The 26,163-nt window shown below is 63.8% G+C and carries 37 protein-coding genes and 1 tRNA gene; 11 read left to right on the forward strand and 27 right to left on the reverse strand.

Translation table 11 applies throughout. The features are described from left to right. Positions 1–134: 134 nt before the first annotated feature. The 20 genes from X733_RS140800 to X733_RS140725 all read right to left on the reverse strand — a co-directional run bounded on the left by X733_RS140800 (position 135) and on the right by X733_RS140725 (position 14,955). Complete coding sequence (locus X733_RS140800) at positions 135–506, reverse strand: hypothetical protein (protein WP_023739939.1); 372 nt, start codon at positions 504–506, stop codon at positions 135–137. Beyond that, positions 503–2,107, reverse strand: a complete 1,605-nt coding sequence (locus X733_RS140795) for a portal protein (RefSeq protein WP_023819829.1) — start codon at positions 2,105–2,107, stop codon at positions 503–505. Before X733_RS140795 ends, X733_RS140800 begins: the two co-directional genes overlap by 4 nt. Continuing rightward, positions 2,107–2,232 (reverse strand): hypothetical protein, encoded by a 126-nt coding sequence (locus X733_RS1000000171350; protein WP_023739941.1) that lies wholly within the window; start codon positions 2,230–2,232, stop codon positions 2,107–2,109. The genes X733_RS140795 and X733_RS1000000171350 overlap by 1 nt, the downstream gene beginning before the upstream one ends. Continuing rightward, positions 2,222–2,863 (reverse strand): hypothetical protein, encoded by a 642-nt coding sequence (locus tag X733_RS140790; RefSeq protein WP_023819831.1) that lies wholly within the window; start codon positions 2,861–2,863, stop codon positions 2,222–2,224. Before X733_RS140790 ends, X733_RS1000000171350 begins: the two co-directional genes overlap by 11 nt. After that, positions 2,860–4,473 (reverse strand): hypothetical protein, encoded by a 1,614-nt coding sequence (locus tag X733_RS140785; protein ID WP_023819832.1) that lies wholly within the window; start codon positions 4,471–4,473, stop codon positions 2,860–2,862. The genes X733_RS140790 and X733_RS140785 overlap by 4 nt, the downstream gene beginning before the upstream one ends. A gap of 301 nt (positions 4,474–4,774) precedes the next feature. Further along, positions 4,775–5,470: a hypothetical protein gene (locus tag X733_RS140780; RefSeq protein WP_023819833.1), complete on the reverse strand. Its 696-nt coding sequence runs from the start codon at positions 5,468–5,470 to the stop codon at positions 4,775–4,777. Between the two features lie 668 nt (positions 5,471–6,138). Continuing rightward, on the reverse strand, positions 6,139–7,026 hold the full coding sequence (locus X733_RS140775; RefSeq protein WP_023819834.1) for a DNA adenine methylase: 888 nt from the start codon (positions 7,024–7,026) through the stop codon (positions 6,139–6,141). Beyond that, positions 7,026–8,897, reverse strand: a complete 1,872-nt coding sequence (locus tag X733_RS140770) for a hypothetical protein (RefSeq protein WP_023748704.1) — start codon at positions 8,895–8,897, stop codon at positions 7,026–7,028. The genes X733_RS140775 and X733_RS140770 overlap by 1 nt, the downstream gene beginning before the upstream one ends. A 97-nt stretch (positions 8,898–8,994) precedes the next feature. Next, entirely contained in the window at positions 8,995–9,981 is a 987-nt protein-coding gene (locus tag X733_RS140765; protein WP_023819835.1) for a hypothetical protein, read from the reverse strand. 4 nt (positions 9,982–9,985) lie between these two features. Then, positions 9,986–10,312, reverse strand: a complete 327-nt coding sequence (locus X733_RS01000000166605) for a Gp49 family protein (RefSeq protein ID WP_032911456.1) — start codon at positions 10,310–10,312, stop codon at positions 9,986–9,988. Next, entirely contained in the window at positions 10,312–11,478 is a 1,167-nt protein-coding gene (locus X733_RS140760) for a toprim domain-containing protein (protein WP_023819836.1), read from the reverse strand. Before X733_RS140760 ends, X733_RS01000000166605 begins: the two co-directional genes overlap by 1 nt. After that, complete coding sequence (locus X733_RS140755; RefSeq protein ID WP_023819837.1) at positions 11,475–12,155, reverse strand: DNA cytosine methyltransferase; 681 nt, start codon at positions 12,153–12,155, stop codon at positions 11,475–11,477. The genes X733_RS140760 and X733_RS140755 overlap by 4 nt, the downstream gene beginning before the upstream one ends. Before the next feature lie 34 nt (positions 12,156–12,189). Next, positions 12,190–12,345, reverse strand: a complete 156-nt coding sequence (locus X733_RS1000000169815; protein WP_023819838.1) for a hypothetical protein — start codon at positions 12,343–12,345, stop codon at positions 12,190–12,192. Then, positions 12,342–13,181, reverse strand: a complete 840-nt coding sequence (locus X733_RS0135610) for a hypothetical protein (RefSeq protein ID WP_023819839.1) — start codon at positions 13,179–13,181, stop codon at positions 12,342–12,344. The genes X733_RS1000000169815 and X733_RS0135610 overlap by 4 nt, the downstream gene beginning before the upstream one ends. Further along, positions 13,178–13,441: a hypothetical protein gene (locus X733_RS140750; protein WP_023819840.1), complete on the reverse strand. Its 264-nt coding sequence runs from the start codon at positions 13,439–13,441 to the stop codon at positions 13,178–13,180. Before X733_RS140750 ends, X733_RS0135610 begins: the two co-directional genes overlap by 4 nt. Then, complete coding sequence (locus X733_RS140745; protein WP_023819841.1) at positions 13,441–13,713, reverse strand: DUF2312 domain-containing protein; 273 nt, start codon at positions 13,711–13,713, stop codon at positions 13,441–13,443. Before X733_RS140745 ends, X733_RS140750 begins: the two co-directional genes overlap by 1 nt. Beyond that, complete coding sequence (locus X733_RS140740) at positions 13,710–14,225, reverse strand: hypothetical protein (protein WP_196813773.1); 516 nt, start codon at positions 14,223–14,225, stop codon at positions 13,710–13,712. The genes X733_RS140745 and X733_RS140740 overlap by 4 nt, the downstream gene beginning before the upstream one ends. Beyond that, positions 14,170–14,550 (reverse strand): hypothetical protein, encoded by a 381-nt coding sequence (locus X733_RS140735; RefSeq protein ID WP_023819842.1) that lies wholly within the window; start codon positions 14,548–14,550, stop codon positions 14,170–14,172. The genes X733_RS140740 and X733_RS140735 overlap by 56 nt, the downstream gene beginning before the upstream one ends. Next, a complete protein-coding gene (locus tag X733_RS140730) occupies positions 14,550–14,756 on the reverse strand; it encodes a hypothetical protein (protein WP_023819843.1) in 207 nt (68 codons plus the stop codon). Before X733_RS140730 ends, X733_RS140735 begins: the two co-directional genes overlap by 1 nt. After that, entirely contained in the window at positions 14,749–14,955 is a 207-nt protein-coding gene (locus X733_RS140725) for a hypothetical protein (RefSeq protein ID WP_023739960.1), read from the reverse strand. Before X733_RS140725 ends, X733_RS140730 begins: the two co-directional genes overlap by 8 nt. On the opposite strand from X733_RS140725, the gene X733_RS140720 reads away from it, so the two are divergent. Then, the gene (locus X733_RS140720) at positions 14,955–15,680 is read left to right on the forward strand and encodes a helix-turn-helix domain-containing protein (RefSeq protein ID WP_155924272.1); all 726 of its coding nucleotides are present in this window, start codon (positions 14,955–14,957) and stop codon (positions 15,678–15,680) included. The two genes, X733_RS140725 and X733_RS140720, sit on opposite strands and share 1 nt — an antisense overlap. 131 nt (positions 15,681–15,811) lie before the next feature. Here the strand turns inward: X733_RS140720 and X733_RS140715 are convergent, their stop codons facing one another. Further along, a complete protein-coding gene (locus tag X733_RS140715) occupies positions 15,812–16,015 on the reverse strand; it encodes a hypothetical protein (RefSeq protein WP_155924273.1) in 204 nt (67 codons plus the stop codon). 137 nt (positions 16,016–16,152) lie between these two features. On the opposite strand from X733_RS140715, the gene X733_RS140710 reads away from it, so the two are divergent. The 8 genes from X733_RS140710 (at position 16,153) to X733_RS04285 (ending at position 19,756) form a co-directional block, all read left to right on the forward strand. After that, positions 16,153–16,431 (forward strand): hypothetical protein, encoded by a 279-nt coding sequence (locus X733_RS140710; protein ID WP_023819846.1) that lies wholly within the window; start codon positions 16,153–16,155, stop codon positions 16,429–16,431. Beyond that, entirely contained in the window at positions 16,428–16,712 is a 285-nt protein-coding gene (locus X733_RS140705) for a hypothetical protein (RefSeq protein ID WP_023819847.1), read from the forward strand. Before X733_RS140710 ends, X733_RS140705 begins: the two co-directional genes overlap by 4 nt. After that, positions 16,709–16,861: a hypothetical protein gene (locus X733_RS1000000169820; RefSeq protein WP_023819848.1), complete on the forward strand. Its 153-nt coding sequence runs from the start codon at positions 16,709–16,711 to the stop codon at positions 16,859–16,861. The genes X733_RS140705 and X733_RS1000000169820 overlap by 4 nt, the downstream gene beginning before the upstream one ends. Positions 16,862–17,348: 487 nt before the next feature. Beyond that, entirely contained in the window at positions 17,349–17,555 is a 207-nt protein-coding gene (locus X733_RS1000000171005; RefSeq protein WP_245274509.1) for a theronine dehydrogenase, read from the forward strand. Between the two features lie 50 nt (positions 17,556–17,605). After that, on the forward strand, positions 17,606–18,943 hold the full coding sequence (locus tag X733_RS140695) for a hypothetical protein (RefSeq protein WP_023819850.1): 1,338 nt from the start codon (positions 17,606–17,608) through the stop codon (positions 18,941–18,943). Continuing rightward, positions 18,940–19,128 carry a hypothetical protein gene (locus X733_RS140690; RefSeq protein ID WP_031193955.1) on the forward strand — a complete coding sequence of 63 codons (189 nt, stop codon included), beginning with the start codon at positions 18,940–18,942 and terminating at the stop codon, positions 19,126–19,128. The genes X733_RS140695 and X733_RS140690 overlap by 4 nt, the downstream gene beginning before the upstream one ends. Positions 19,129–19,197: 69 nt before the next feature. Next, positions 19,198–19,473 (forward strand): hypothetical protein, encoded by a 276-nt coding sequence (locus X733_RS140685; protein ID WP_245274510.1) that lies wholly within the window; start codon positions 19,198–19,200, stop codon positions 19,471–19,473. 37 nt (positions 19,474–19,510) lie between these two features. Further along, positions 19,511–19,756: a hypothetical protein gene (locus X733_RS04285; RefSeq protein ID WP_032911455.1), complete on the forward strand. Its 246-nt coding sequence runs from the start codon at positions 19,511–19,513 to the stop codon at positions 19,754–19,756. On the opposite strand, the gene X733_RS140680 is transcribed toward X733_RS04285, so the two are convergent. Then, positions 19,753–19,962 carry an Arc family DNA-binding protein gene (locus X733_RS140680; protein ID WP_023819854.1) on the reverse strand — a complete coding sequence of 70 codons (210 nt, stop codon included), beginning with the start codon at positions 19,960–19,962 and terminating at the stop codon, positions 19,753–19,755. The two genes, X733_RS04285 and X733_RS140680, sit on opposite strands and share 4 nt — an antisense overlap. Before the next feature lie 220 nt (positions 19,963–20,182). Between X733_RS140680 and X733_RS140675 the strand changes: the two genes are divergently transcribed. Beyond that, on the forward strand, positions 20,183–20,389 hold the full coding sequence (locus tag X733_RS140675; RefSeq protein ID WP_023739971.1) for a hypothetical protein: 207 nt from the start codon (positions 20,183–20,185) through the stop codon (positions 20,387–20,389). 127 nt (positions 20,390–20,516) lie between these two features. Here X733_RS140675 and X733_RS140670 read toward each other — a convergent pair. Next, positions 20,517–20,592, reverse strand: a tRNA-Lys gene (locus tag X733_RS140670). 322 nt (positions 20,593–20,914) lie between these two features. Between X733_RS140670 and X733_RS140665 the strand changes: the two genes are divergently transcribed. Beyond that, positions 20,915–21,415 (forward strand): BA14K family protein, encoded by a 501-nt coding sequence (locus X733_RS140665; RefSeq protein ID WP_023819855.1) that lies wholly within the window; start codon positions 20,915–20,917, stop codon positions 21,413–21,415. 90 nt (positions 21,416–21,505) lie between these two features. Here the strand turns inward: X733_RS140665 and glpK are convergent, their stop codons facing one another. The 4 genes from glpK to X733_RS140645 form a co-directional block, all read right to left on the reverse strand. Next, positions 21,506–22,999, reverse strand: coding sequence for a glycerol kinase GlpK (gene glpK / locus X733_RS140660; RefSeq protein WP_023819856.1), 1,494 nt, complete (start codon positions 22,997–22,999; stop codon positions 21,506–21,508). Positions 23,000–23,088: 89 nt separating this feature from the next. Then, entirely contained in the window at positions 23,089–24,816 is a 1,728-nt protein-coding gene (locus tag X733_RS140655) for an ABC transporter substrate-binding protein (RefSeq protein ID WP_023670978.1), read from the reverse strand. Positions 24,817–24,893: 77 nt separating this feature from the next. After that, positions 24,894–25,181 carry a DUF2160 domain-containing protein gene (locus X733_RS140650; RefSeq protein ID WP_023693410.1) on the reverse strand — a complete coding sequence of 96 codons (288 nt, stop codon included), beginning with the start codon at positions 25,179–25,181 and terminating at the stop codon, positions 24,894–24,896. Positions 25,182–25,248: 67 nt separating this feature from the next. After that, positions 25,249–26,163: a carbohydrate ABC transporter permease gene (locus tag X733_RS140645; RefSeq protein WP_023742485.1), complete on the reverse strand. Its 915-nt coding sequence runs from the start codon at positions 26,161–26,163 to the stop codon at positions 25,249–25,251.

Here is a 26,163-nt window from a genome sequence, read left to right on the forward strand (position 1 = left end):
CGCCGCCGCTCCACCGGCACCGCCGGCGGGATCTCCACCACCGGCCGCTGCAGCGGCCGCGCCGCCGCCACTGCCGCCAGCGCCGCCATCATCTGCGCTGCAGAATGGGTGCAAATACTTCTCAAGCAGGTGTTTCATGGGTCTTGGCTCCTTGTCGCTGCTTTCCAGAGTTCTTCACCCTCGGCGATCGCTCGCAGCATCGCGTAGCCGACGGCTGTTCGTGCCTCGTGCTTGGCGGCCGCAAGGGCCGCGCTTTCCTTCATCGAGCCGACATGCGGGAACGGCGCCCGCACCGTGAGGTCGGCAAACCATTCGATGATCCGGCGGCCTTCAGCAGTGTTGTTGAAGTGGAACATCACCAGCTTCATGTCGTCGCCGGGGTCGAAATTGTCGGCGGTCTTGGCCGGGAAGAATGCCTGGCTGAGACCTTCCCATGTCGGCGTTTTGCCAAGCAAATCGTCCACCGCCATCATCTGGCGGGAAAAGTTGAAAGGCCCGTCGCTCATGCTGCCTGCACTTCCGGTTGTGTCGCTGCGGCGACCAGGTTGGGCGCGGCCTTCACGGCCGCTTCGGCCGCGATGGCCGCCGCCTGTTGCTTGGCGTTCGCCTCGATGGCGGCCTTCTCTTCGTCCGCCGTGGTGACGATGTCGACCGGCACCAGCAGGCCTTGCCGGCTGCGGTCCAGATAACGATCGATGTTGATCTTCTCGTTGACGCGCGCCTGCCCGACCGTCTGGGCCACAAGGTTGTAGTAGTTTACCGACGCCGCCAGTTGGTCGGCCTTCAGCGCCGCCGCCATCGGCGAGTTGATGTACATCGACACCAGCAGCTGGTTGAAGCTCATCAGGTTCGGCAGCAGCTGCCAATCGTTAAGGATTTCCATCGAGCGCGGCACGATCGTCCCCAGCGCCTCGACGTTCAAACGGCCATAGGCGCCGATATGCACCCGTGAATTCTGCTGCGCCGTCAGCGCCATTTCCGAAGCCGACGCCGGCGTGCCGCCATCATCGAAAATCCGCGTATCCAGCAGCGCGTCGCGGATCTGGCGCTGGCCGTCGCCGATGATCATTTTGCCGACATCGATGCGCCCGCTCGCAGTGTCGATCCGCTGCACATCGGGGCCAAGCAGGCCGCCGGTTGACTGCATCGGCCAGAATTCGCCAGGGCCGAGCCGCACCGTGTCGGGGTTGAACGTGCCGCCGGCCCGGAAACCCCAAATGCCGAGCAGCTGGATTGCGGCGGCCTTGAGAACCAGCTCCTGCGCTTTGTTCACGGTCTTGATGGTCGGCAGCGCAAACAGCACCGGGCCGCGCCCATAGGCCTCGCCCGGCCAGCGGTAGAAGCGCGCAACGGCGATCGGCTGGGTGCGCGTCGTCTCCTGGGCGATAAAGCCGCCGTCCGTCTCGAGGTAAACGCAAAAGCGCCAGCGGCCATCGGGCAACCGGTAGAAATCCTGAAACAGCACGATTTCGTCGTACGGCTTTTCCTTGGCCAGCCGTTTGAACTCGGCGGTGAATTCGCCTTTCGGCCATGCCTCAACCACCGCCTCGCGGCCAAGATTAGTGCGTTTCCAAGAGGCGTAGTTCACACGCCCCCATGCGTCCTGCCCGATCGCCACTTCGTCTTGCGGGATGCAGACGAAGCGCAGCGGTTCGTTGATCGACGGGCCGCGCAACGGCAACACAACGCCGGTGCCGACCGTCAGATCGGTGCAGAATTCATGCATCGACGTGTCGAAATCGCCGGTTTTCATGAACGGATAGACGAAGCTGGCGACGCCCTGCAGCTTCTTGTCGAAGTCGGTCTTTTCCTTCGCCGACAGATGCGAGGCGACCAGCGGGCCGGTTTCGAGGTTGAACGGCGTCGACGCCGGGAAAATCTGGCGCTGGATTTCGCCGGCGCAATGCATGGCCGAATTCGGCCCGGTCATGTCGAAAATCATCTGCGTGGGGGCTTTGGTCTTGCCCGTGCCGCCCGGCCGCCGGTTCGGCAGCACATAGTCATAGGCTTCGCTGTACAGCGAATCCCAACCGCTTCGGTTCGTCCATACCTGCTTGGAGCGGGCGCGCTGCTGGGCGACCGGCGTGCCGTCCACGATGTCGGCCATTAGCTCAAATCGGCCTTGGAGGCCGGGTCCGTCACGAACAGCCGGCGGCCGCGCGGGTTGCGCCTGGTCGCGCCGCTGGTGGCGTCGGCATTGCGCAGCTCGGCCAGCTGGCGGTCATTCGCCACCGCCTGCTGGGCCTTCTGTTCGGCCGCCGCTTTCTTGGCATCGGCGCCGGGATTCAGGATCGCATTCATGTCTGCCCTTCCTCAAAATCCACACGCCGGGCTCGAAATTGCCGTGCGCATGGAAGCCAACCAGCATCGCCATGCGTTGGCCGGCGTGGTTGTTTGACCGGATGCGGGCGACGATGAGGTGAGTTTCGGCCATGGCAAAAAGCGTCAATTGCGCCATGCGGACCAGCCGCCTCATGTGCTGGCGCGCAGCGGGCGCGATCGACAGGGCCATTTCGGTGCGGCGCCAGCCATGCCGGCCGAAATAGACCACGGCCATGCAGTCGTCGCCGCAATAGATGGCGACCGTCTGCACCGCTGCCGTGTTGCGGGCCTGCGCCAGCACAAGCCGCCTCACACGTGCACCTGCGCCCGCGAGGTCCAGCACCGCAACACGCGGCGCCGGCGACACTAGGCGCCATTGCGGCGACGGCGCCTTGCGCAAGGCGTTCCGGCTGGTAACCGCCGTGAAGCCGTCTTCGAACTCCACGGCGGCGCTGTTCATGCCGCCGCGCGCGGTGACGCGGCAGCGCTGGCCTTTCCTGCCCATGCGGTTCCAGTGGTAGACGTAGGGAAAATCGCTCATCTGTTGTCGAAGACGTTGAAATCCGATTTGACGGTGACAGACTTGATCGGCACCACGTTTGCCGGCCGGCCGGCTTGCGCGCCCTGCTTGATCACCGCCGCCCGGCCACGCCGACCATAGGCCAAATATTCCCAAGCATTGATCGAGTGGGAATATTCGTTCTTGTCGATTTCCAGCAGGTTCGTCTTGCCTTCGCTGGCCTGCTTCGTCAGGTGATACTGCGACACAAAACCCCGGATCGAGGTCTTGCAGCGCGGGTCCCAGATCGACCGCGGCGTGTTGGCGTCGTCCATGCCGAAATACCAGCGCAGGGCATCGGTTCGCGAATGAATGTCGTTGGTCTCGGTCGGCATGATCATGACGCCGATCGCCTGGCTGACCGTCATCATGAACGCCAGCTCGCCCTGGATGCTGTCAGCGCCTTCGAAGTCGGACGGATCGCCCCATGCGCCGACGATCGGGAACCCCCTGAAATCGTCGCTCAACAGCAGCTCGACGCAGTGGGTGGAAAATCGCGTCGCGCCGGTCACCACGGCAGGATCAGAGACGATTTCCCGCAGCGCCCGCAACCGCCCATCCGGCAGGAACTGGCCCAGCGCCAGCGCCGGACGGCCGCCGCCGTCGAAGCCAAGCGATATCGGCAGGCCGGGAATAGGCTTGAGCAATTCGTTGGAGCGGTGAACCATAAGATCGAACGTGTCGTAGATGATCGTGCCGACCTTCTTGGGCGCATACTTGCCGTGCACGTTGCGGATACTGTCGGCCGCCTTCGGCCCGCCGAAGCCGCGTTCCTCGGCTTCGTAATCCGCCCTGGTCTTGCGGTCGCGGTTCTCGGCATTGGCGGCAAGGCCGGACGGCTGGGCGAAAAAGTTGTAGCCCGGCCACTTCTCCGGTTCCTCGATCTCGCGCTTGTACGTCCAGTTGACCTCATCCGGCGGGTTGAAGTCGCCGAACACCATGCGCGGGATCTTGATCACCTTGTTGCCGGTGTCGGGGTCGACCTCATAGCCGAGCCGTTCGCCCTCCCATTCCATGATCGTGTCGCGCGGCGGGAAACGGCCGGTTCGGCCGAACAGCAGGCCCGGCACGTCCTCATGCATCGTGTCGCATTCGTTGAGCCAGCCAAAGGAAATTTCGTAGCCCTTGAAGAAGCTTTCGAGATTTTCCGAGCCGATCGCGCCGAACTGCATTTCCAGCCGGACGGTCGTTTCTTTCCAGCCGTCCGGCCATTTGCGCAGCACATCCCATTCGAGGATGTGGTTTACCGGCCTATCCTGCCCGCCGGAGTAGGCATCCTTTTCCTTCGCGGTGTACGGCCCGAATTTCGGGAAGAAGCGCAGCCAGGTCGGCAGCGCGGTCTTGGCCAGCTCCCGGTAGGTTTCGCGCACGGCCGCGCACCGGACGTTGATCTTGCCATCCTTGCAGACCGGAAACAGCGTGCCCGCCTTGTTGGCGATCTTGAACACGGCGCTGACCGTTTTGCCGCTGCCCCATGGCCCTCTGATGAAGTCGAAAGGACCGTTGCTGTTGATGAAGGCTTCGCAGACTGGACCCGCCGGCTTGAACCGCTTGATGTCGAAATCGGGCGTGTAATCCGACCCTGTACCCATGACCCTCGGCCCTCGATTTGCGCCCGGCCCGCGTGCCCGCGTCCCGATTCAAGGCTGCAAATTTATTTCCGCCGCCAGCGAGTCCATTGCGAGCCTGCGGAATAGGTCGCGTGTGTGCGACGCAACGCCCGTGGGCGGTGGGGGGCCCCTGCGACTTTCGAAATTCGGGCCGGCCGGTTCGGCCTGGTCGAGGCATGGGGGGCGGGGTCGAGGCGGCACACCAGGCGGCGCCGGCCTCGCGCGCACGTGCACGAGAACTGCCCTCGCGATTCCTGTTTTCAATCGCGCAACTGATTTGCAATCAGTCGTTCAACCCGGCTTTGTCGTTGGTATTCAACGGGTTAGCGTTCTCGTGCGACTGGTCGGCAGGATGTCGCACGGCATCGCCATTGATTTCATTGGCTTTTTCCGCTCGATCGGGCATGAGCCCGGCGCTCATGTATCCGTCGCCATCCGCCACGATCTGCACGCTCTCGACATTGCCGAACACCATCAATGGCCGCTTGTCGGGCAGCACCAGGTCGAGCTGCTGCGGCTTGGCCGAGTGGTGATACTTCATCAGCGTGGTCGCCGCCCGCTCCTGCAGCGCCGCCACGAACTCCGGGTTCGGCGGGTTGTACAGCACGTTGTCGTCGGCATCGCGCTTGACCTTGCCGCCCTCCTGCATCGGCACGCGCAGGAACATGGCCAGGCGCATCGTGTCGGCCGACTGGATCAGCGACAGCGTCTCCCATGGGTCGCGATGGCCCTTGCTGGCGAGATACTTGATCATGTCGCTGTTCTTGCGGTTCAGCGCGCCTTCAGGCCTCCCCCGCGCCCGTCGCTGCGTCAGAGCGGGTTCCGCCGCCATCGCCAAGAGGTCCGACGCGTCGATGTCTGGCAAGCCTGCCAGAAGGGCGGCGGGATCTGCGCCGGTCAGCCCGTTCCATGCGTCCTCGGCGGTCGGCGCCGGCGGTGTGTGGGCGTCGCGATGCCCCTGGTCGAGCTCATTCGGCATCGAGGCGGCTCCAAGGGCAATATTTTAATCCGGTTCCCGATCGAGACCTTGGGTAACCGTTCGGGAACCGGCTTTTCGATAGATAATTCAAATGGATATACCCCTGCGGTTACCGGTTACGTGGTTACCTCATACAGCGCATGCGCGCGCGCGTGCGATGCGAGGTTGCATTAGCCGAGGAACCGGTAACCGAAACAGTCATGTTGTTGATTTCCTTGGGTTTTTCTGGTTACCAATGCGGTAACCCGCTGGTAACCCGGTAACCGCTCCCGATCCCCTCAGCGGCTCAATCAACCTCGCCGAAATCGCCTATCGTCAATTGCAAGCCATGGTTTGGCGCGGCGGAACTCGCTTGATCACTGGTCGGGCGGGGGCAAGGCGCGTCAAATGGGGCGCGGGAAATGGTGACAAAATGGCACGATTTGGCCCGGCGAAACGGGCGCGGGTAGGCTCGGAAACCGCCTGAAAACGCGATTCAATTCATCCTGTGGCGGCGGGTATAGGGAATGCGGCGCAGCCCTGCCGGGCTGCAAGTTGTTTCGAGGTGACGCATGGCAGCAGCGCCGCGCACCAGGGCACGGCAATGGATGGGAAGGCGCTTGGTGCGCTCATCACCTGGAAGGGCAAGGGCGGCCCGCTGCAAGGCGCGCTGGTCGCGCGCCAGAAGGCTAGCGGATGGCGAACAATGGCGTGCCATGCCCGCCGGCGGCATCATCAAGCGCATCCGCGCAAGCCGGATTGAGCCACATAACTTCAACACGCTCGCGCGCGCCATCGGCATAGGCCTTGCACTCGACACGCCGCCAGCCGCCCAGCGCGGCCTCATAGAGCGGGTCGGGATAGCCCGACAGCATCACCATCCCGTCAAGCTCGCAAAGGAAGGTGAGCAGCTCGGCGTGATCGTCGCGCGACAGCTCGTGACGGTACATGCGCCAGGCCAGATCGTAGCGATTGCCGCGTGCCCGCGTTTCCGGCAGGTATGGCGGGTCGACATAGTGCAGCGTCGCCGGCGAATCGTGCTGCGCCATCACTTCGCGCGCAGGCCTGCATTCGATGACGACAGCTTTCAGCCGATCGATGATCGCCGGCAGGCAGTCGGGATAGCCCGCCCAATCCATCGCCGGCGTGGTGCCGCTCCTGTTCGACGTAGCGCGAAATCCCGTCGAGCGGTGGCCCTTTTGCTCGCTAGCATGGGCGTTCGAACCGAAGCCCATGAACGACCGGATGATGAGCCGCCGGCCGCGCTCTATCGGGTCGGCGCATTGCTCATAGGCAGCGCGAAATTCGACACGCGCAAACGGCGTCAAACGTAGCGCCTCGAGGAGCTTCTGTGCCGTGCCGGCGTCGCGCAGCACCTGAAACAGGCTGACAACCTCGTCATCGAGATCATTGTAGACTTCGGCATAGGCGCGCGGCTTGCGGATCAGGATGCTGGCCGCGCCCCCGAACGGCTCGACATAGACCCGATGCTTGGGCATGTGCTGCAGTATCCACGGCGCCAGCTTCCATTTGCCGCCATGCCAGCGCAGAACCGGGCGGCGTGGTGCAGCCTCCATCACAACCCCGCTCCAACATGCTTCTCAAACGCATCGAGGTCGATCAGCAGGCAATGCGTGGTGCTGCCGTTGATCTTGACCTTGCGCGCCGGCAGCACGATGCCCTTGGGCGCCTGTTTCAGCGCCGTGTACCAGCCGCCCTTGTGGAAATCGGTATCGGCGAAGATCCTGTGCAGCTGCGGCGCGTTGGCCGGCACCGCCAGCAGCGCGCCGGCGTTCGGCACCTTGCCGCGCTCGAAACAGCCAAGGCTCACCAGCTCCAGCCGTTCGCGCGTGCCGCGTTCGTCCCAGCCGCCTTGCGCCGGGCCGATGCGCAGCTTTTCGCACACGCCGCCGATCGTCGGCTTGACGCCGTCGCGCCAGGCGTCGATCTGGCTCTGAAACAGCGTGTCGATGCATTTGTGCCAGTGGTCGAGGTTTTCGGTGCGGTCGGCCGCCGTCGCCTCGGCGATCAGCTCGCCCAAATGCGCGGCATCCGTCATCGGCAGGCCGATTTCCTCGAGCACGGTATCGCCGACCAGCAGCCGCGCGGCCGCCAGCAGCGTGCCGAACGTGTCGATCGCCCGCGCCGACAAGCCGCGCTCGCCCAGTATGGTCGCAAGGTCCGGCATCAGCACATCGTTGAACTCTTTCCAGCCGTCCATGATCTGCCGCAGGATCATGCGGCCGTCCGTCTCCGGCTTCAGCACCAGGTCGCGGCCGCTCTTGCCCGGCCGGTCGAGCTGCGAAAGGTTCAGCATCGCCATGCGCGTCTTGTCCTGCGCGCCCATGGGCGGCGGGATGATGGCCGAGAAAAAGAACGAATTGCGCGCCGTGAACGTAGTCGCCTGGTGATCCTGGCCGCCGCGGCTGATATCGCCGCCGGTGTAGGCGACGCGCGCCAGCTCGATGATGCTTTCCGACCTGGTCGAGCCGGGCTTGCTTTCCAGCTCATCGATCATGAACGGCAGGCTGTCGGTTTTCGATTTCTGGTAGACGCCGGCGGCCGTGGTGTTGACCGATTGCGTCACGGCGCCGGCCAGTGCCGAGCTGACAACCTCCTGCAGCCGGCTTTTTCCCACGCCGGCGCCGCCGGTGGCAAAGATGATCGGCCGCGCCCGCAAGGCGCCGCCCATCAGCGCCGTGGCGATCCAGCCCAGCACCAGCACCGGGTCGAGGTATGGCCGCTGCCAGTTCCATGTGCGGAGATCTTCGAGGATGCGCCGCGCCGGGCTTTCCTCCTGGGTGACGGGCTCGGCCCACGGCTCGATCGTCGTTGCCTGCTTGGTGTACAAAAACCCGTCATGCTGGGCCGGGCGCGCCTGTTCCAGCTTCTTGCCGTCGACCAGCCACAGCCAGCCGCCGGAATGCCAGACGAAGCGGCCGTGGTTGTCGACCCAGCCGCCACGGCCCCGGTGTTGCGTGTTCGGGTCGAAATCCGGCTTGCGCGAAGCCTCATTGATGATCGCCATCATGCATTTGTCGCGCTCGACGCGGTTGACGATCTTTTTCGAGACCATTTTCTCCTGCTCGGCGTCCCAGACGTCCTTCTTGCCCCAGCCGGGCCATGCCCACATCAGGCTGTTGAGCTTTGGCGCGAACAGGTCGGACAGCGCCGGCATGTCCCAGCGCTCGACGCGGCGCATGTGGCCGGTGGCGGAAATGCAATAGACCAGGCCGTCCGAATCGCGGCCGACGACTTTGACCGGGCAGTCCGGCGGCATGCTGTCGAACGGCGCGCCTTCCCACATGCCGGGGTTGATGCCGTCGCGCGGCAAATTCGGGTCGGGATCGATCGCCGACAGCGCGTCGGCCTCGTCCTTCGCCCGCTTGGCATCGGCAAAGGCGGCACGGATTGCCTTGGAACCGGTCTGTGTCTGCGCCTTCGCCATCGTTGCCTGTCATTCCATGCTGGGAGAGAAAAAGCCCGCCGGCGTTCGTTGGGTGTCGCCGGCGGGCAAAGCGCTAGGTGTCTTGGGAGGACCGTACCTAGCGAGGGGAAAAGCCGGTCGGCGCGAAAACCGGATCGGATGGTTGCATGGCGCGCTCGCCGGGCCAGCGGCCGGACGGTTCCGGCTTGACCTTGGCGGCCTCTGCCTCGGCCGCCTGGTCGGCTTCGAACTTGAACGCCGCCTTGCACGCCGCATGGAACAGCGACAGCACGAACAGGTCGGCGCGGTTCGGTTCGGTGCGCGGGGTGCGCTTCTTCAAGCCAAGGTGGATGAACATGGCTTCCAGCGGCGCGTCGGGATTGTCGCGCACGAACTCGGCCATGATGGCGGCTTCTTCGAGGTCGAACACATCCTGATATTCGGTGACCATGCCGCCATCGGCAAACAGCCGCGCGCCGCCGGCGATCGCCCGCGCTAGCCCCGCGACATCGAACTTCCACGTCCGTTCGTAGTCTTCTTCATTCAAGCTGTCGGCGCCGGCAGGAGCCGGCATCAGGCTGTAGCCGTCCTCGAAAGGCTCGGTCGGCGACCACGACGAAAAGCCGTCCTCGTATTGGACGAAATAGCCTGTGTCGTTATCGCTTCCGTGGAAACGCTCATACCAGCCCGGAGGCGCATCGAATGGCTGATAGCTCTTGTCTTCCGGCGTCAGCGTCACCTGCCCGGTGTCGAGGTTTCGCGTGATGTCGGTCAGCTTGAGAGCCTGCACGACCTTGTGGCACCGATAGCGAGGCAGTGCCGCGTTCACCGCCTCCGCCGGCACTTCTGCCGCCACATTTTCACCCGTCCCGCTATCGGCGCCGATCGCCGGCCCGCGCAACCCATGAACTGGGTCAGTGGTTTCGGTCGTGCCCGCACCGGCCTTGTCCCCTTGTGTTGTGCCAGCAGTGTCGAGCGGGGCCACCGGCGGCTGTTGCTGACTGGCATCCACGCCAACAACGTCATTGGCAATCTCGGCCGGCGCTGCTTTGGCTTTTGGGGCGATCGGCGCTTTGACATTCTTGCTTCCTTTCCTGCGTGCCATGGTCCTAAACCCCCACTTCGACGCGCTGCGACAGCTCTTCGCGGAGCAGGTAGCCTTCGAGCGGCCACATCTGGCGAATGCAATCCTCGCGGGCGAACTTCTCGCCCAGCGCCTGGTTGAAGTTGGCCGGGTCGGCCGGCGCCGACTTGCCGACCAGCGTAAAGCCGTTGGTCAGCGTCATGACGCAGATGGTCAGCTGCGGCGCGCATGTCGGGTTGAAGAATTGCGCGGTTTCGACCTTGGCTTCCATGCCGGCGAGCGTCACCCGCTTGTCGGTCTTGGCAACGGCGGCAGCGGCCGCGTCGCCGGCTTCTAGGCTTCCGGTGGACATCATTCTTCTCCTTGCGCCAGATCGTTGAAATCATCGCCGACATGGCTGGCTTCCACGACGACTATCTTGCCGTGGCGTTCGAGCCCGGCGAGTGCTTGATCGAACTGCTTTTGCGCCTGGGCGTTGCCGGCGTTGTTGTCGCGCGCAAACAGCGCCCACTCGATGCAGGTGAGGTTGATCGGCGCCGAGCCGACGCCGGCGAGCGAGCCGCCGGCCCACACGCGCGCTTCCGGCACCGGCTGCGAAAAGCTCGCCGCCGTCTCGATGCCCTCGCCGACAACGACCGGATCGGGCACCAGGCCGTCGCGGTCGGCCATCCAGAACGGCACGGCGTTCGGCCCCATGGAAATTTCGATGACGGCGCCCAGCGCCTCGCCCCACATCAGCTTCGCCGGCGTCACCGGCGCCTTGATCGGCTTCACCGGGTCGAAAAAGGTGATGTGGCAGGCGGTCACGATGCCCATTCGGTTGCGCATCGCCGAATGCATCGCCGGAAACAGCGGCCCGCGCTCGGCCTTCCAGCGCCGGCCGTCCGAATTCTCATAGCGCGCGCCCTTCCACCATTCCGTCGCCGGCGAGAACCGGAAGGAATAGCGGTTGAGGTTGGGAATAGCGTCGAGGTCGACGCCACGGCCGCGAAAGTACGCCTTGGCGTGCAGCTCGGCCGCCGTGCCCTCGCCATAGGCAAACGTGCCTTGCGGGCACCAGGCCGGGCCGGTCTCTTTGTCGCTCGGCTTGGCGAAAAACAGCTGGTCGGCGCTCTGCAGCTTGAACAGCCTGGCGCGCTCTGCCTTGTGGTCGCGTTCTTGTCTGCGCACCACTTCGGCCTTGCGAAGGTTCTGCCGCTCGGCCGGCGACATCGAACGGATGCCGAGAAAATCGCGGCCCCAGGCCAGCGCGCCCTTGATGTCGGTGCGCTCGACATAGGCGACCAGTTTCAGCACGTCGCCCTTGGCGCCCGATCGCCAGCAGCTCCACGCGCCGATATCGCCGTTGCGGATGCGCACCTTCAGCGCCGGCAGGCGGCCGGGCTTCTGATCATGCTCGATCGGGTTCCACGCCACCCACAGGCCGCCTTCGGGCTTGCCGTCCGGCAGCAGGCGTTCGCAGACTTGCTCGATGCGGTCGATCAGGCCGGATTTGATGATGTCGAGATCGCCGGTCATGCCGCCTCCCGCTGGCCGCAGCCCTGCCGGATGGCCTCGCGCGCGATGAACTCGCTATAGGCCGGCGGAATGGCCTCGCCGACTTCGTGCGCCGTCATCGGCCGTGTGATTCCCATGGCCTCGCAGGCTTCCCAGGCCGGCACGCGGCCGGGTTTGCCGACCTTCTTGCGTGGGTAGAAATGGCTCTTGCACGAGAGCGACGTGGTGATGGTGATCGCCTCGCCGCTCGTCCACATCAGACGCGGCAGCGCCGGCGCGCCGGGATTGAGGCACAGGAACGACAATTCGAACACACGCTTGCGCTCGATGCGGGTCAGCCCGACCGAAGGCCCGGTCAGCACCAGGTCGCGCCGCAGCGGCGCACCAATCACGTTTTCGATGCAGGTGAAGGGATGGCCCTTGAGCTTCTGCCGGATCGGGTCGACCAGATCGGGATAATCTTCCGGCCGATAGTCTTTCTGCGATTTTGTCGCCACGCTGTAGCGTTGGCAGGGCGGCGAAGCCCAGATGAAATCGAATTCGAAAAGGTCGATGTCGAGTGTCACAGCATCGGCCTCAATGAACTTGTGGGGATAGTTCGGACGGCGCTTGATATCGACGCCGGTTACTTCGAAGCCGGCAGCAACAAGCCCATCGGATGCCCCCCCCGCGCAGCAGAACAGGTCAAGCGCCTTCACAGCACCGCCTCCGAATCGAGGTTGCGAATGTCCATTAGTCGCTGCAGCAGCGCGGACTTAGTCCCCGCTCGTAATCGAGCCGCGCCTCCTGCAGCCGATCGCCGGTGCCTTGGTCCGCTTGATAGCCCCAGCACTGGGCGGCTTCATCGAATTCCGCAAACAACTGGAAAACGCTTGGCTTGTCGATCACAGCAGCCGCCCCAGCTCGCGGGCGATATCGCCGAGCGACGCCGGCACCGGCCGGCCTTCAAGCGCCGCTTTCTCGGCCCGCACCTGGGCGATGGTCAGCACCGGTTCGCGGTAGACCTTCGCCGTGGCGAGGTCTTCAATCGCCTTCATCACCGCATGGTCTTTCGGCAGGTCGGTGCAGCCGCCGAAACGCTCCCAATCATCCTTGCGGGTCAGCGTGCGGCGCGATTTCGGGATCCACATGAAGGCGGGATCGGCCGCGCGCGGGCTGAATTTGTGCCAGACCAGCCAGCAATAGGCGGTGGCGCTCTTGCCTTCGATCACCCAGCGGCCGCGATGCATCGGCATGCGCTCGGAATATTGCGCAATCAGGTTTGGCGGCCGCCGGTCGAAAAGCTTGTCATAACGCCCCTCGCCTTCGAGAAACGCCGTGCGCACCAGCACCGCGACACCGCGCGTCGCCAGTTCAAGCCCGTGCAGGATGAATTCCAGCCCCAGATTGAACGGCGGGTTGAAAAAGAACCAGTCGCGCGGCGCTTGCGCATGGTCGGGATGCAGGAAATCGGTCACCCCTCCGAAGCCGTAATCGAAAATGTCGGTCGCCGTCACCAGCGGGAAATATTCGCGCAGCACGAGCGCCATATGGCCCTGCCCGCAGCACGGATCGGCCGCCGTCAACGGCACCAGGCCGGTGCTCGCATCCGGCGTCTCGAAGCGCGGCAGCACGTGCGTGCAAAAGGCGCGCGTGCCCCAGGGCGGCGTCGGGAAGAAATCCAGACTGTCAGCCGGCTCATGGCGCCGCTGCATGACGGCGGTGCTGTTGGTGCGCGCGTTCACGCATTCCCGCCTTTCGCTTTCAACAGATCATCGATCACGACCTTGTTGCCGGCCTCGATGTTGGAGGCGACCAGCTCCATGATGTCGTCGCGGGAGAAGCGGCGTTGATCCTGCAGCGCGACGAGCTGGCCGACGAACACACAGACCACGGCCAAAATCTCATCGGCCGGCATGTCCGGCGCGATTTCGCGGATCGCCGCGATGAAGCCGTTGCGGAGATCTTCGTGCTGCCTGCTGGCGTCCATGAACTTGGTGCGCATCACACCATCCCCAGCGCGGCTTTGTAGAGATCGAGGATGGTTTCTTCCTCTTGCCGTTCGGCCTGGTCTTTCTTCCGCAGCCGCACGATCGCGCGCATGGCCTTGGTGTCGAAGCCGGTGCCCTTGGCCTCGGCGTAGATATCGGCGAGGTCGCGGCCGAGATCGTCACGCTCGGCGCCGACGCGCTCCAAACGCTCGATGAAGGCGCGCAGCTGCCCGGCGGCGACCGTCTGGCTGGTTTCGGTGACGTCATCCTGGCTGCGCGCTTTCACGAAAACACCTCCTCAATTTCCCGCAAAATCCGGTCGAGCTGCTTGTCGTCGTCGCGCTCGATTTCGAGTGTCTTGATGGCGTCGCTCACCGCTGCCCGCGTGACGCCGGCGGCGCGGCCGACATCGGCGCTGCGAAAGCCCAGCAGCTGGTTGGCGATCCAGAAGGCGATCCGCCGCACCTCGGCTGCTTTCAGCCATGCCGGGTCGCTGGTCGCCTTGCGCGCCGGGTCACTCGCCAGCACCTTCTTGGCGTCGGCCTTGGTGAGGAAGGCGGCATAGATCAGGCACATCTTGAAGGCGGCGTGCGGGCCGAGCGAGCCGGCCTCCGAGCCGAAGGACAGGCGGAAGCGGTTCAAGGCGGTGTTGAGCTTGGCCAGCGTCGCGGGATGCGGTTCCCGGCCGGTGGAGCGCGCATAGTCATAGGTGCGCTTGGACACGCCGGCATGGGCACAGAGGCTAGTCAGCGGGATCTTCATCGTCCGCCGCTTTGTCTCGATCGTCTGAAAAGTCATCGCGTCGCTCATCTATGTCCCCGGTGAGTTGCTGCAGAGCCCCGGCCGCGTGAGAGACGCGAAACAACATGGCGACGGAGGCGGAAAGAATGCGGGCGAGCCCCGGCGTGGTTTTCGCCCGCTGGTCGCCCGAAAGGATCAGCTCGGCCAGATGCGCGGCCTCGCCGAGATTGAATTCAAGTTCGGTGGTGGCGATCTTGTCGCCGTCGCGGATCGAGCAGACGCCGATCGTGGCGTTGTCTTCCATCAGGCCGACCACGCGACGCGCCGAGACCCCGGCAGTGCCGAGGTCGCGCACGTCGACCATGACCGCCATGGCGCGCATCAGGGACGCTGCGCCCACATTATGGCGACCGGCGAGACGCTGGACGACAGCTCGTAATGCGCGGCCGCCAGCTTCTGCTTGAGCGACGGTGCCGGCAGATCGCGGAAGGTTTCCAGCGCCACCTGGTCGCGCACCAGCTGTTCGGCAGCGCGCCGGCGGTGGGCCTGCAGCGCGGCCGTCGCGGTGCCGTCTGTCACATCATGCATTGGCTTGTTCCCTCTGCTTTTGCGCCACCAGCTCGGCCAGTGCCGTTTCCAGCCTGGTCAGCGTCTTGACGTTCAACTGCGTTTCGCCGCGCGCCGTGCGGCGCCACGTCTCGCCGTCCACCTTCGCCCGCTCATAGACGGCCCGGCGGGTCAGTCCTGCCGCCGCGCGGCGCTTGTCGATTTCTTCGAAGCTCAACATTGATCGCGAATCACCCATGTGCTTTAAGTGCGGAACTGTCCCGCAATTATGCGGCACGTCAAGGTGTAGCTGTGTATAGGAGTGCCGCATCTTCTGCCCTTAGCCTGCGGCCCATGGTTTCTCCCAAGGATCAGCAGCTGGCATGGGTCCGCGCCGTCATGGCGCATCTGGGCGTGTCCGCCAACGAATTGGCGACGCGCGCGAAAATGGCGCCGTCGACAATCCAGAAGCCTTTGAACGATCCGGAATGGCCTCACATCCTGTCCGGCCGGACGATGGCGAAGATTGCCGAGATCGCCGGCCTGCAGCCGCTGGAATTCCCGCCGCGCAGTGGCGGCGGCTTCGGCGAGCCGGAGGCCGTGCCCTTCGTCTATGACAAGGCGACCGACGCGATCGGCTCAAACCTCGATCGAGCCGTGCGCGAGCTATGCCGTGGCCGCAACGGCCGCGACCCCTGGGTGATGCGTTCGCGCCTTCTGGAAATGAGCGGGATCTTGCCCGGCGATATCCTGATTGTGGATTTGAACCTGCAGCCGCGCCCCAAAGACATCGTCTGCGCGCAGCTCTACCAATGGCAGCTGGGCAAGGCCGAAACGGTGTTTCGGGTCTATGAGCCGCCCTACCTCTTGACCAATTCCGGCACGACAAGCAGGCCGGTACCGGTGGACGATCAGGACGTGGTCATTCGCGGCGTGGTCGACGGCCTGGTGCGCCCCCGTCAGTAGCACTTGACAAAGTGCGCGCACCTTTTGGCGCGCCGGCACTTGACAGGGTGCGCGCACCTTTTCCCAAGCAGCACTTGACAGGGTGCGCGCACCGGCGCGCGCTCAGCACTTGACAGGATGCGCGCACATTATCACGGCTCGTCCAGCGAGCCGTGCCATCCGGTCAGCCACAGCACCGCCAGAACAAACACGGCGATGAACAGACCGACCATCCAGTTGCGCGTGCGCTCATTGTTGCCGGCAACCTTGTACGTGATGACGCCGGCGCCGGCGAAATAGACAACCGGCACCCACCAGGCGACAAACCCCAGAAGCACGTCCAACACGTCTCGCATTGCCGCATTGTCCGCCGGACTCGCCGCGCTTGCCAGCACGACTGCTGCGGCGCTTGACGTACAATTCTACGGCACATGATTGACGATACCGCATTAATGCGGGATACATACCGCGACTCAACACGCGGGCTTTGCACATGCTCTCCGATGAAACAGCTGGTTTAGACGAGGTCGCCCAGGCGATCGGGCGGCCCGCCCCTTGGCTGAAGCGCAACTGGCTGAAGCTTCACCAGCGTGAAGGTTTCCCGCGCAAAATTCCCACCGGCGATGTCTGGCCGCGTCGGGCTGTCGAAGTGTGGCTGCGTTCGGCCGGGCAGCTGCCCGCGCTTCTGCCCGCCAACCAGAACGAAGGGCAGGTCGACGCCATCAGCGCCGCCGCCAAGGCCCTTCTGGAACGCTACGGAGCAACACCATGACCATTGCCCTGATCGCGTCGGCCTCACAGGTCGACCCGCGCGAACTGACCACGGCGCAGCTCGCCGCCCTTCGCACCGTCCGCGACAACAGGATGATCCGCTGCAAGAACGGCTGGCGCGGCCCCGGTTCGCCGCGCCTCACCCTCGATATGGCTACCACGCTGGCGGCCATGAAGCTGATCATGCACCGCGATTATTTCGGCAAGACCCGCCTGGAAGTCACCGGTGTCGGTTTGAACACGCTTTCGGTGGCGGACGCCAGAAAGAGGAAGGCAGCATGACGTTCCTGCTCATGCTCGGCGCCGGCGGCTCGATCGCCTTCCTGCTTGGCTGCGCCGTCTCGCTGGCCTACTGGCGGCCGCAGCCGGTGCGCAGCGGCTTCGAGGTTCGCTACGAGCATCATCCCCAAAGGAGGCACCATGACCGCTGAAATCGGCGCAACCGTCATCGGCTTTCTCGCCGGCTTCACCTGCGGCGGGCTGTTCGCCGCCGCCATCATGGTCGCCGCCCGCAGGGCGCTGCAACCACAAGCAGATTGACCAGCCGTTTGCCGCCCCCGCGTTGGCGGCTGGTCAGCCCGGCAGAATGAGACAGTCCCCCTCTCATTCTGCCGGGCAACTTTCTGGTCGATCGCGCTTTGACCTCGCGCCTTCGCCCACCCGACAGGATGAGCCGTCGCTCGCGTACCTGCCGGGCACTTCATCGCCGCGTTCCGTTTCTGGCGTAGGCGCAGCTGGCCGGGGTTGCCGCGAATGGCACCTCGGCTTTTTTTACCGGAGAGAACAGTGACGACTGACATGGCACGCTGGTCGCTGGCATGGCGCAACCATTCCAAGCCGTGCCCCGGGCCTCGCGTCTTGAGGGCTATGCTAGTGCCGCGCGGCACACCGTGCCCACCGGAAGTCTTGGAACTTTGGGTGGCAGGCGGCGGCTACAGCATCGGCTGGGAATTGGTCACACAGCAACCGATCCGCCGATGGAGCCCCGAGGCTAAAGCGAAGGCCCGCCGGCGCAACATGCGCAAGCGGCTCGAAAAGAAAGTGCCGCTTTTTGCCGACATGTTCGAGCAGGATGAACTGGCGCGGCGGCCTGACTACTTTGCTGGAGCCGATCCTCGCCTTTGACATTTCACCCCGCGCGATTCACCCTCGCGCGCGAAACGGGAGCCACACCGATGCGCAAGCCAGCCTCAATCAAGCACGTCTCATGGCGCGACGGCCGCCCGCGCTTCCAGCCTGGCCGCCAGCTGCGCGACGCCGGCCATGCCGGCAAGGATTTGCGCCACGAGGACGGCGCCTGGTTCAGCCGCGGCGAGGCCATCGACTGGTCGGACGCCTTCTGCAAGCAGCTGGTGAAGGAAGCCAAGGCGGCGGCTCCTGCCAAGGCAGCGCCGACGCCGGCGCGCGGAAAACTCTACAGCGTCGGCCAGCTGTTCGAAGACTGGTTTGCCTCGCTGAAATTCCAGATGCCGGCCGACCAGGCCGAGCGCCAGCGCCAGATCGCGGCGCGCAACATATATGCGCCGAAAACCATCAAGGACTATCGGCAGAAGGCGCGCGTGATCGAGGACTATGACCCCTCGCTCTACGCCTCGCCGGTCGACGCGCTGTCGCAGCCGGTGCTGTTCGGGCTCTATGAGGCGCTTGTGGCCGCGCGCGGGATCTCCACTGCACGCGGAGCCATCGCCGTGCTGTCGATCGCGCTGGGCTGGGGCAAGCGGCGCGGCAAGTTCACCTTCCGCGAAAACCTTGGCGTCAACCCGGCGCAGGATCTGCAGATGGCGACGCCGCCGCCGCGCATCCGATTCGGCACCCGCACCGAGATTGAAACGCTGGTCGCGGTCGCCGACCACATCGGCGTGCCGGAGAGCGGCGACATGACCATGCTGGGCGTCTGGACCGGCCAGCGCCAGCGCGATCGGCTCGACCTGGTCGACGTCGGCCTGCAGAAAGGCCGCCGGCATTTCCGCCAGTCCAAGACCGGCGCCATCGTGTGGGTGATGGAATCGCCGGAGCTTGAGCGCCGGCTTGCCGCCTCGGTCGAGCGCCGCCGCGCCGCCAAGGCCGAAGCGCTGCTCGGCGCGGAGGCCGACGAGCGGACGGCGATCGAGCGCCGGTTCAAGCGCGTCATCCTCAACGAGCATGTCGACAGGCGCTATGGCGTCTGCCGCTGGCAACCGTTCGAAGGCCAGCACTACAGCCATGTTTTCGCCAAGGTGCGCGACATCGCGGTTGCCGGCGTCCGCGCCGACAATGGCGTCGACTGGATCATCAAGCCGTGCCCGACGCTGGCCGACTTTCAGGAGCCCGATCTGCGTGACACGGCGGTGACCTGGCTGGCGCTGGCCGGCTGCACCATTCCCGAAATCTGCGCCATCACCGGCCACAGCCTGTCGAGCGCCACGCGGGTCTTGAAGCACTATCTGGCGGTGCATCCCGAAATGGCCGACGCGGCAATCAAGAAGATGGTCAGCTGGTACGAGGCCGGCGGCGAAACGGAGTTCGGGCTATGAGCCACGACAGCCTCTTAGAAATGGTTGCAAGGGCGATCGCGCAAGCCGATGAGCAGAATGGCGGGCCGCCCTATGAACATCGCATCACCATGGGCAAGCACGCCAAGGAACAACTTTTCGACGAAGCTGCAGCAGCTATCGAAGCTGTGCGCAGATTTGACCGGGCGGCCTCACTCCCATCTTGACGCCGGCTGCGCCCGCGCCATTCTCAAGGGATGGCGTGGGATATTGCAGACATTGCGGTAGGCGATGAAGTGACGGTCACCGTCACCGTTCTCAAGCTGCTCGATGACGGCCGTGCCAGCGTCAGCATCCCCTACTATGGCTTTCCGCACTCGGTGCGGCCGCCGAAGAAGGTCAAGCCCGGCGGCAAGCTGGACCTGACCGGCACCGTGCTGCGCATCGACGAGGACGATCGCAAGATCACCGTCGACCTGCCAGCGCGCGTGACGATCGGCATCGAGGCCGTCACCGGCTGGGAGCCGGCGCCACACCGCGATCAGGCGCCGCCACGGGATATTCCGGACTAAGGCTTGACGACTCGAGGCAACGGAACAGAATAGGAACATGGTCCTGTTCGCTGTCGTGCCCGGCAAATCCTATTACGCCATCCAGTTCCGCGACATTCCGCCGGAATACATCCTGGGCGGCGCCTGCCTTGCTTGCGCGCACAAAGGCCCGGTCAACCGCTCGATGATCGAGCGCCGCTGGGGACCGGCCGAGGATCTCCGGTTTGTCGATCGCCGGCTGCGCTGCACCAGTTGCGGCAATGGCGACCACAACCGCTTCATCATCTTCGGCCGGCGCGCCTAGCTGAGGTCCAGAACCGACTGGGCCTTGGCCAGCAGCGCCTGCAGCGTGGCGCGCTCGCTGTCGCTCAGTTCGAACGACTGTTCCAGCCTGGTGACCAGCTCCTGATTGAGGCTGCGGCCATTCTCGGCGGCGGCAACCTTCAGCCGTTTGCGCAGCGTGGCGGACAAGCGGACATGGAAACTCGGCGGTTCGGTCTGATCGGGCATTGCCCGCTCTTATGGCCGAAAGCTTAAGGCTCTGAAATCGTCCCGCGCGATGGTATAAACATACCATTAACTGGGGGATTCCTGTCCCCGCAATCCACACCGTCGCGCGACGATATTTCCTAAAGCTGGCTGGCTGATTGACCCCGCCATCGTGCGGACGTGTTTTAGGTCAGGCCGCCCCTAAGACGGCTGGGATAATTGCACAGGAGAAAACGCCATAATGGAGGAAGACCCGCTGAACCGCATAGACCAGGAGCTAGCCGAGATCGACAGTTTGCTAACCGCGTTGATCTTCATTTCCGAGAACGTTGATGACCACCAGCACGAGCTGATGCGGCATTCCGCGACCAGCCTTTGCTATATTGCCCATGACAAGATCGCGGCCGCTCACCGCGACGTGTCACGACTGCTACGCATGGCCGCCTAGAATCGGCGGAACAGGCGCAGAACGCCCGTGCGACTTTTCGAAGTCGCACGGGTCGCAAAAAGTCGCACGGTTCCGCATCTGTTCCAGACGCAAAACCGGTAAGATATTGATGTTACACGTGAAACTTTGGTGAGCGCGATGGGGCTCGAACCCATGACCTACTGATTAAAAGTCAGTTGCTCTACCGGCTGAGCTACGCGCTCCCGCGGGCTCTAAAGGCCGCCCTCGAAATTGCGCGGAACATAGGGAGAGTGCCGCGACCGGTCAACCGGAAAAAGATGGCCCTTCGACCGGGGTTTCAGCCATCGCCAGACGCGCCGCAAATTGCGTCGTCACCAGCCCGGTGAGCCGCTCCCGCAACGTGGTCGCCGCTTCGATCTGTTGGCGCGCGAGACGCGCCTTTTCTCACGCGCCGAATTCGAGAAACATTACAAATCAGCAACTTACTGTTTTGGTGGGAACCATCGCACGAGCGGGCCGTTTTCGTCTCACAAGGGACGTCAACCACCCTTCAAGGAGAAGATCATGAACAAGATCGCAACGGGTCTACTGGCGACCACCCTGTCAATTTCGTTTGCCGCGGCCGCCGCTATGCCGGCCAATGCCGCCCAGATGTTCGTGCCCCAGTCATCAGCAACTTCGTCCGACATCGTGAATGTGGGCGATTCTCGTCATGACAACTGGCGGTGGATGCGCCACGGCAACCGCAATTCCGGCAATCGCGATTTCCGCGTAGGCCGCCAGTTCTCGCGCAACAATGATGGCGGCAGCTATTGGAATGGCCATCGCGGCTATCGCGAATATCACCGCGGCTATCGCCGTCACGGCGACTACTGGTTCCCGCTGGCTGCCTTCGCCACCGGCGCCTTGATCACCGGTGCGATCGTCAACAGCAAGAACAACCGCGTCTACGGCGGCGATGCGCATGTGCAGTGGTGCTACGACCGCTATCGCTCCTACCGCGCCTCGGACAACACATTCCAGCCCAACTACGGCCCTCGGCGGCAGTGTAATTCGCCCTATTGATGTGTTAGGGCGAAGTTAGGGTAGGACGGAGCCTGCGCCGGCAATGGGCGCGGGCTTCGTCTTTTCGCGGACTTGGTCTTAAGTGCGAAATCAGGACGCGCTCAATGTCCGGCGCACCGCGTCGCGCCAACCCGCCAGTTTTGCCGAGCGGGTGTCGGCATCCATGTCCGGCTTGAAGCGGCGCTCGAGCGCCCAGCTCTTGGCAAAATCCTTCGCCTTCGGCCACACGCCTGCTTTCGAGCCGGCAAGCCACGCCGCACCCAGCGCCGTCGTCTCCAGAATGGTCGGGCGATCGACCGGCGCATCGAGGATATCGGCCAGCCGCTGCATGGTCCAGTCGGAGGCCACCATGCCGCCGTCGACGCGAAGCACGGTTTTGGCCGACGCCCCCTTCCAGTCCTTGCGCATGGCGTCGAGGAGATCGCGCGTCTGGTAGGCGACGGATTCCAGCGCCGCGCGGGCGAACTCCGCCGGGCCAGAGTTGCGGGTCAGCCCGAAGATCGCGCCACGCGCCTCGGCGTCCCAATGCGGCGCGCCGAGACCGACGAAAGCCGGCACCAGATAGACGTTCTGCGTGGGGTCGGCGGTTGCCGCCAAAACGCCGCTATGCTCGGCCTTGCCGATCACCTTGATGCCGTCGCGCAGCCATTGCACGGCGGCACCCGCGATGAAGATCGAGCCTTCCAAGGCATAGGTAGTCTTGCCGTTCAGCCGATAGGCGATGGTGGTCAACAGCCGGTTCTTCGAGCGCACCAGATCGGCGCCGGTGTTGAGCAGCGCAAAGCAGCCGGTGCCATAGGTCGATTTCATCATGCCTGGCTCGAAACAGGCCTGGCCGATGGTCGCTGCGTGCTGATCGCCGGCCACGCCAAGGATTTTGATTTCGGCGCCAAACAGGCTTTTTTCCGTCACGCCGTAGTCGTCGGCGCAATCCTTGACCTCAGGCAGCATCGCCACCGGGATGCGCAGGATGGAGAGCAGCTCGTCGTCCCAGACATTTTTCTCGATGTTATAGACCAGCGTGCGCGAGGCGTTGGTGGCATCCGTCGCATGCACCTTGCCGCCGGTCAGCCGCCAGATCAAAAAACTGTCGATAGTGCCGGCGAGCAGTTCGCCCTTTTCGGCGCGCTTTCTCGCACCGTTTACCTTGTCCAGCATCCAGGCGATCTTGGTGCCGGAGAAATAGGGATCGAGCAGCAGGCCGGTCTTTTTGGTGAACTTTTTCTCCAGGCCGTGTTTTTTCAGCTTCTGGCACAGCGGCGCGGTGCGGCGGTCCTGCCAGACGATGGCATTGTGGATCGGCTTGCCGGTCGCCTTGTCCCAGATGACGACGGTTTCGCGCTGGTTGGTGATGCCGATCGCCGCCACATCCGAGGCCTCGCGGCCGGCGGCCTTCAGCGCGCCTTTGACCGTCGCGACGACGCTTGCCCAGATCTCTTCCGGATCATGCTCGACCCAGCCGGAGGCAGGATAATGCTGCGTGAATTCCTGCTGCTTGCTGCCGGCGACCTTCATCGCGCCGTCGAACAGGATCGCCCTGGTCGATGTCGTACCCTGGTCGATTGCAAGGATGTATCCGGTCATTAGTCCTCCCGGTAGCTCGCCTATACAAACAGGGGAGACGGCAAGATGCCGCCTCCCCGTTCACTATGATCCTGGCGCGTACGCCAAGATTACTTCTGCCAGCTCTTCACCAGTTCGTCGTAGTTGATGGTGATCGGCTTTTCCTTCTCGTTCTCGATCTTCAGCTGAGGCGCGAGATTGCCGTTCTTGACCGCGTCGGCGTTCCAGTAGGCGAGGTCATGCTCTTCGGCCATCTTCGGGCCGATATCGCCCTGGACGCCCGACTTCTCGATGCGGGTCATGACTTTTTCCTGCTCGGCGCAGAGCGAGTCCATGGCTTCCTGCGCCGTCTTGGCGCCGGACGAGGCATCGCCGATCGCCTGCCACCAGAGCTGTGCCAGCTTCGGATAATCGGGCACGTTGGTGCCGGTCGGCGACCACTGAACGCGGGCCGGCGAGCGGTAGAACTCGATCAGACCACCGAGCTTCGGCGCACGTTCGGTGAAGCTCTTGTCGTGGATCGTGCTTTCGCGGATGAAGGTCAAGCCGACATGGCTCTTCTTCACGTCGACCGTCTTCGAGGTCACGAACTGCGCGTAGAGCCAGGCGGCCTTGGCCCGGTCGGTCGGCGTCGACTTCATCAGCGTCCAGGAACCCACGTCCTGATAGCCGAGCTTCATGCCGTCCTTCCAGTAGACGCCATGCGGCGACGGGGCCATGCGCCACTTCGGCGTTCCGTCGTCGTTCAGCACCGCCTTGGCGCCGGCGTCGACCATCGAAGCGGTGAAGGCGGTGTACCAGAATATCTGCTGCGCGACCGCACCCTGTGCCGGCACCGGGCCGGATTCGGAGAAGGTCATGCCTTGGGCTTCGGCCGGAGCGTAGGCCTTCAGCCAGTCGAGGTATTTCTGGATCGAGTAGACGGCAGCCGGGCCGTTGGTGTCGCCGCCGCGCGCCGTGCAGGAGCCGACCGGCTGTGATTTCTCGTTGACCTTGATGCCCCATTCGTCGACCGGCAGGCCGTTCGGCAGGCCCTTGTCGCCGTTGCCGGCCATCGACAGCCAGGCATCGGTGAACCGCCAGCCGAGCGACGGGTCCTTCTTGCCGTAGTCCATGTGGCCATAGACCTTCTTGCCGTCGATCTCGCGGCCGGTGAAGAACTCGGCGATGTCCTCATAGGCCGACCAGTTGACGGGAACGCCGAGGTCGTAGCCGTATTTCGCCTTGAAGTCGGCCTTGTTCTTCTCGTCGTTGAACCAGTCGTAACGGAACCAGTAGAGGTTGGCGAACTGCTGGTCGGGCAGCTGATAGAGCTTCTTGTCCGGCGCGGTGGTGAAGGAGGTGCCGATAAAATCCTTCAGGTCGAGGTTCGGATTGGTAACGTCCTTGCCCTCGCCCGCCATCCAGTCGGTCAGGTTGCGGACCTGCTGGTAGCGCCAGTGGGTGCCGATCAGGTCGGAATCGTTGACCCAGCCGTCATAAAGGTTCTGGCCGGTCTGCATCTGGGTCTGGATCTTCTCGACGACGTCGCCTTCCTGGATGACGTCATGCGTGATCTTGATGCCAGTGATGGCGGTAAAGGCCGGCGCCAGCACCTGCGATTCATACTGGTGGGTGGCGATGGTTTCGGACACGACCTTGATGTCCATGCCGGCGAAAGGCTTCGCGGCATCGATGAACCACTGCATTTCTGCTTCCTGGCCGGCGCGGTCGAGCGTCGACAGCGGGCCGATTTCCTTGTCCAGAAACGCCTTGGCCTCATCCATTCCGGCGTAGGCGTTGCCTACCCCGAGCAACAGGACAAGGGCAGTTGTTGATGTTAAAAATTGCCGTCGCATAGGTTTCCTCCACATTTAGGTTTCAAGTGCGATCTGGAACGGCCGCCGGCACGCGGTCGATCCAACAGTTTCCCCCTCTATACGTAGCGGAACACGCCGACGGCGTAGACCACGGAGAGAGCGAGAGCCCACCACAGGTTGGATCCGACAAGACCCAGCCAAGCGAGATGGATAAAGGCGCTGCCAAGCAGCGACAGAAAAAGACGGTCGCCGCGCGTCGTCTCGAAGCGCAGGACGCCGACGCGCGGATTGCCGCCCGGCGAGGCAAATTCCCAAAACGCCATGCCGCACAGCAGCAGAAGAATGGTGCCGAAGAACGCCGCCGTCGGCCACGTCCACGCCATCCAGGTGAGGTCGAGATTCATGGTGACACCCTCCCCAGGGCAAAGCCATTGGCGGTGGTGGTGAGGATGAACCCGTGCTTTTGTTTCATCACACCCTCCCCAGGGCGAAGCCCTTGGCGATGTAGTTGCGGACAAACCAGATGACGAGCGCGCCGGGGATCAGCGTCAGCACGCCGGCGGCGGCGAGCAGGCCCCAATCCATGCCGGCGGCCGAAACGGTGCGGGTCATGGTGGCGGCGATGGGCTTGGCGTCAGTGGTGGTCAGCGTGCGGGCGATCAAAAGTTCGACCCATGAGAACATGAAGCAGAAGAAGCAGGCGACACCGATGCCACTGGCGATCAGCGGCATGAATATCCTGACGAAGAAGCGCGGGAAGGAGTAGCCGTCGATATAGGCTGTTTCGTCGATCTCTTTGGGCACGCCCGACATGAAGCCTTCGAGGATCCACACCGCCAGCGGCACGTTGAACAGGCAGTGCGCCAGCGCCACAGCGATGTGGGTGTCGATCAGGCCGAAGGCCGAATAGAGCTGGAAGAACGGCAGCGCGAACACTGCCGGCGGTGCCATGCGGTTGGTCAACAGCCAGAAGAACAGATGCTTGTCGCCGAGGAAGCGGTAGCGCGAAAAGGCGTAGGCCGCCGGCAGCGCCGCAGCCACGGAAATCACCATGTTCATGACAACATAGGTGATCGAGTTGATGTAGCCCGAATACCAGGACGCATCGGTGAAGATAGTAAGGTAGTTGGCGATCGTAGGCTGATGCGGATAGAGCGTCAGCGAGGAGACGATCTCGGCATTGGTCTTGAAGCTCATATTGATGAGCCAGTAGATCGGCAGCAGAAGCACGATGATGTAGATCGTCGGCACGATCCACCACCAGCGCGATTCCTCGCCGCGCTTGCGCATCAGCCGGGCGACCTGATCCTGCGAAAGCGTGCTCGCCAATTTTCCCGAAGCTGTGGTTTCGCTCACTCTGTCGGCTCTTTCGTTGGCGCCGGCCAT

It is taken from the genome of Mesorhizobium sp. L2C066B000, from assembly GCF_000502335.1.
Taxonomy (GTDB): Bacteria; Pseudomonadota; Alphaproteobacteria; order Rhizobiales; family Rhizobiaceae; genus Mesorhizobium.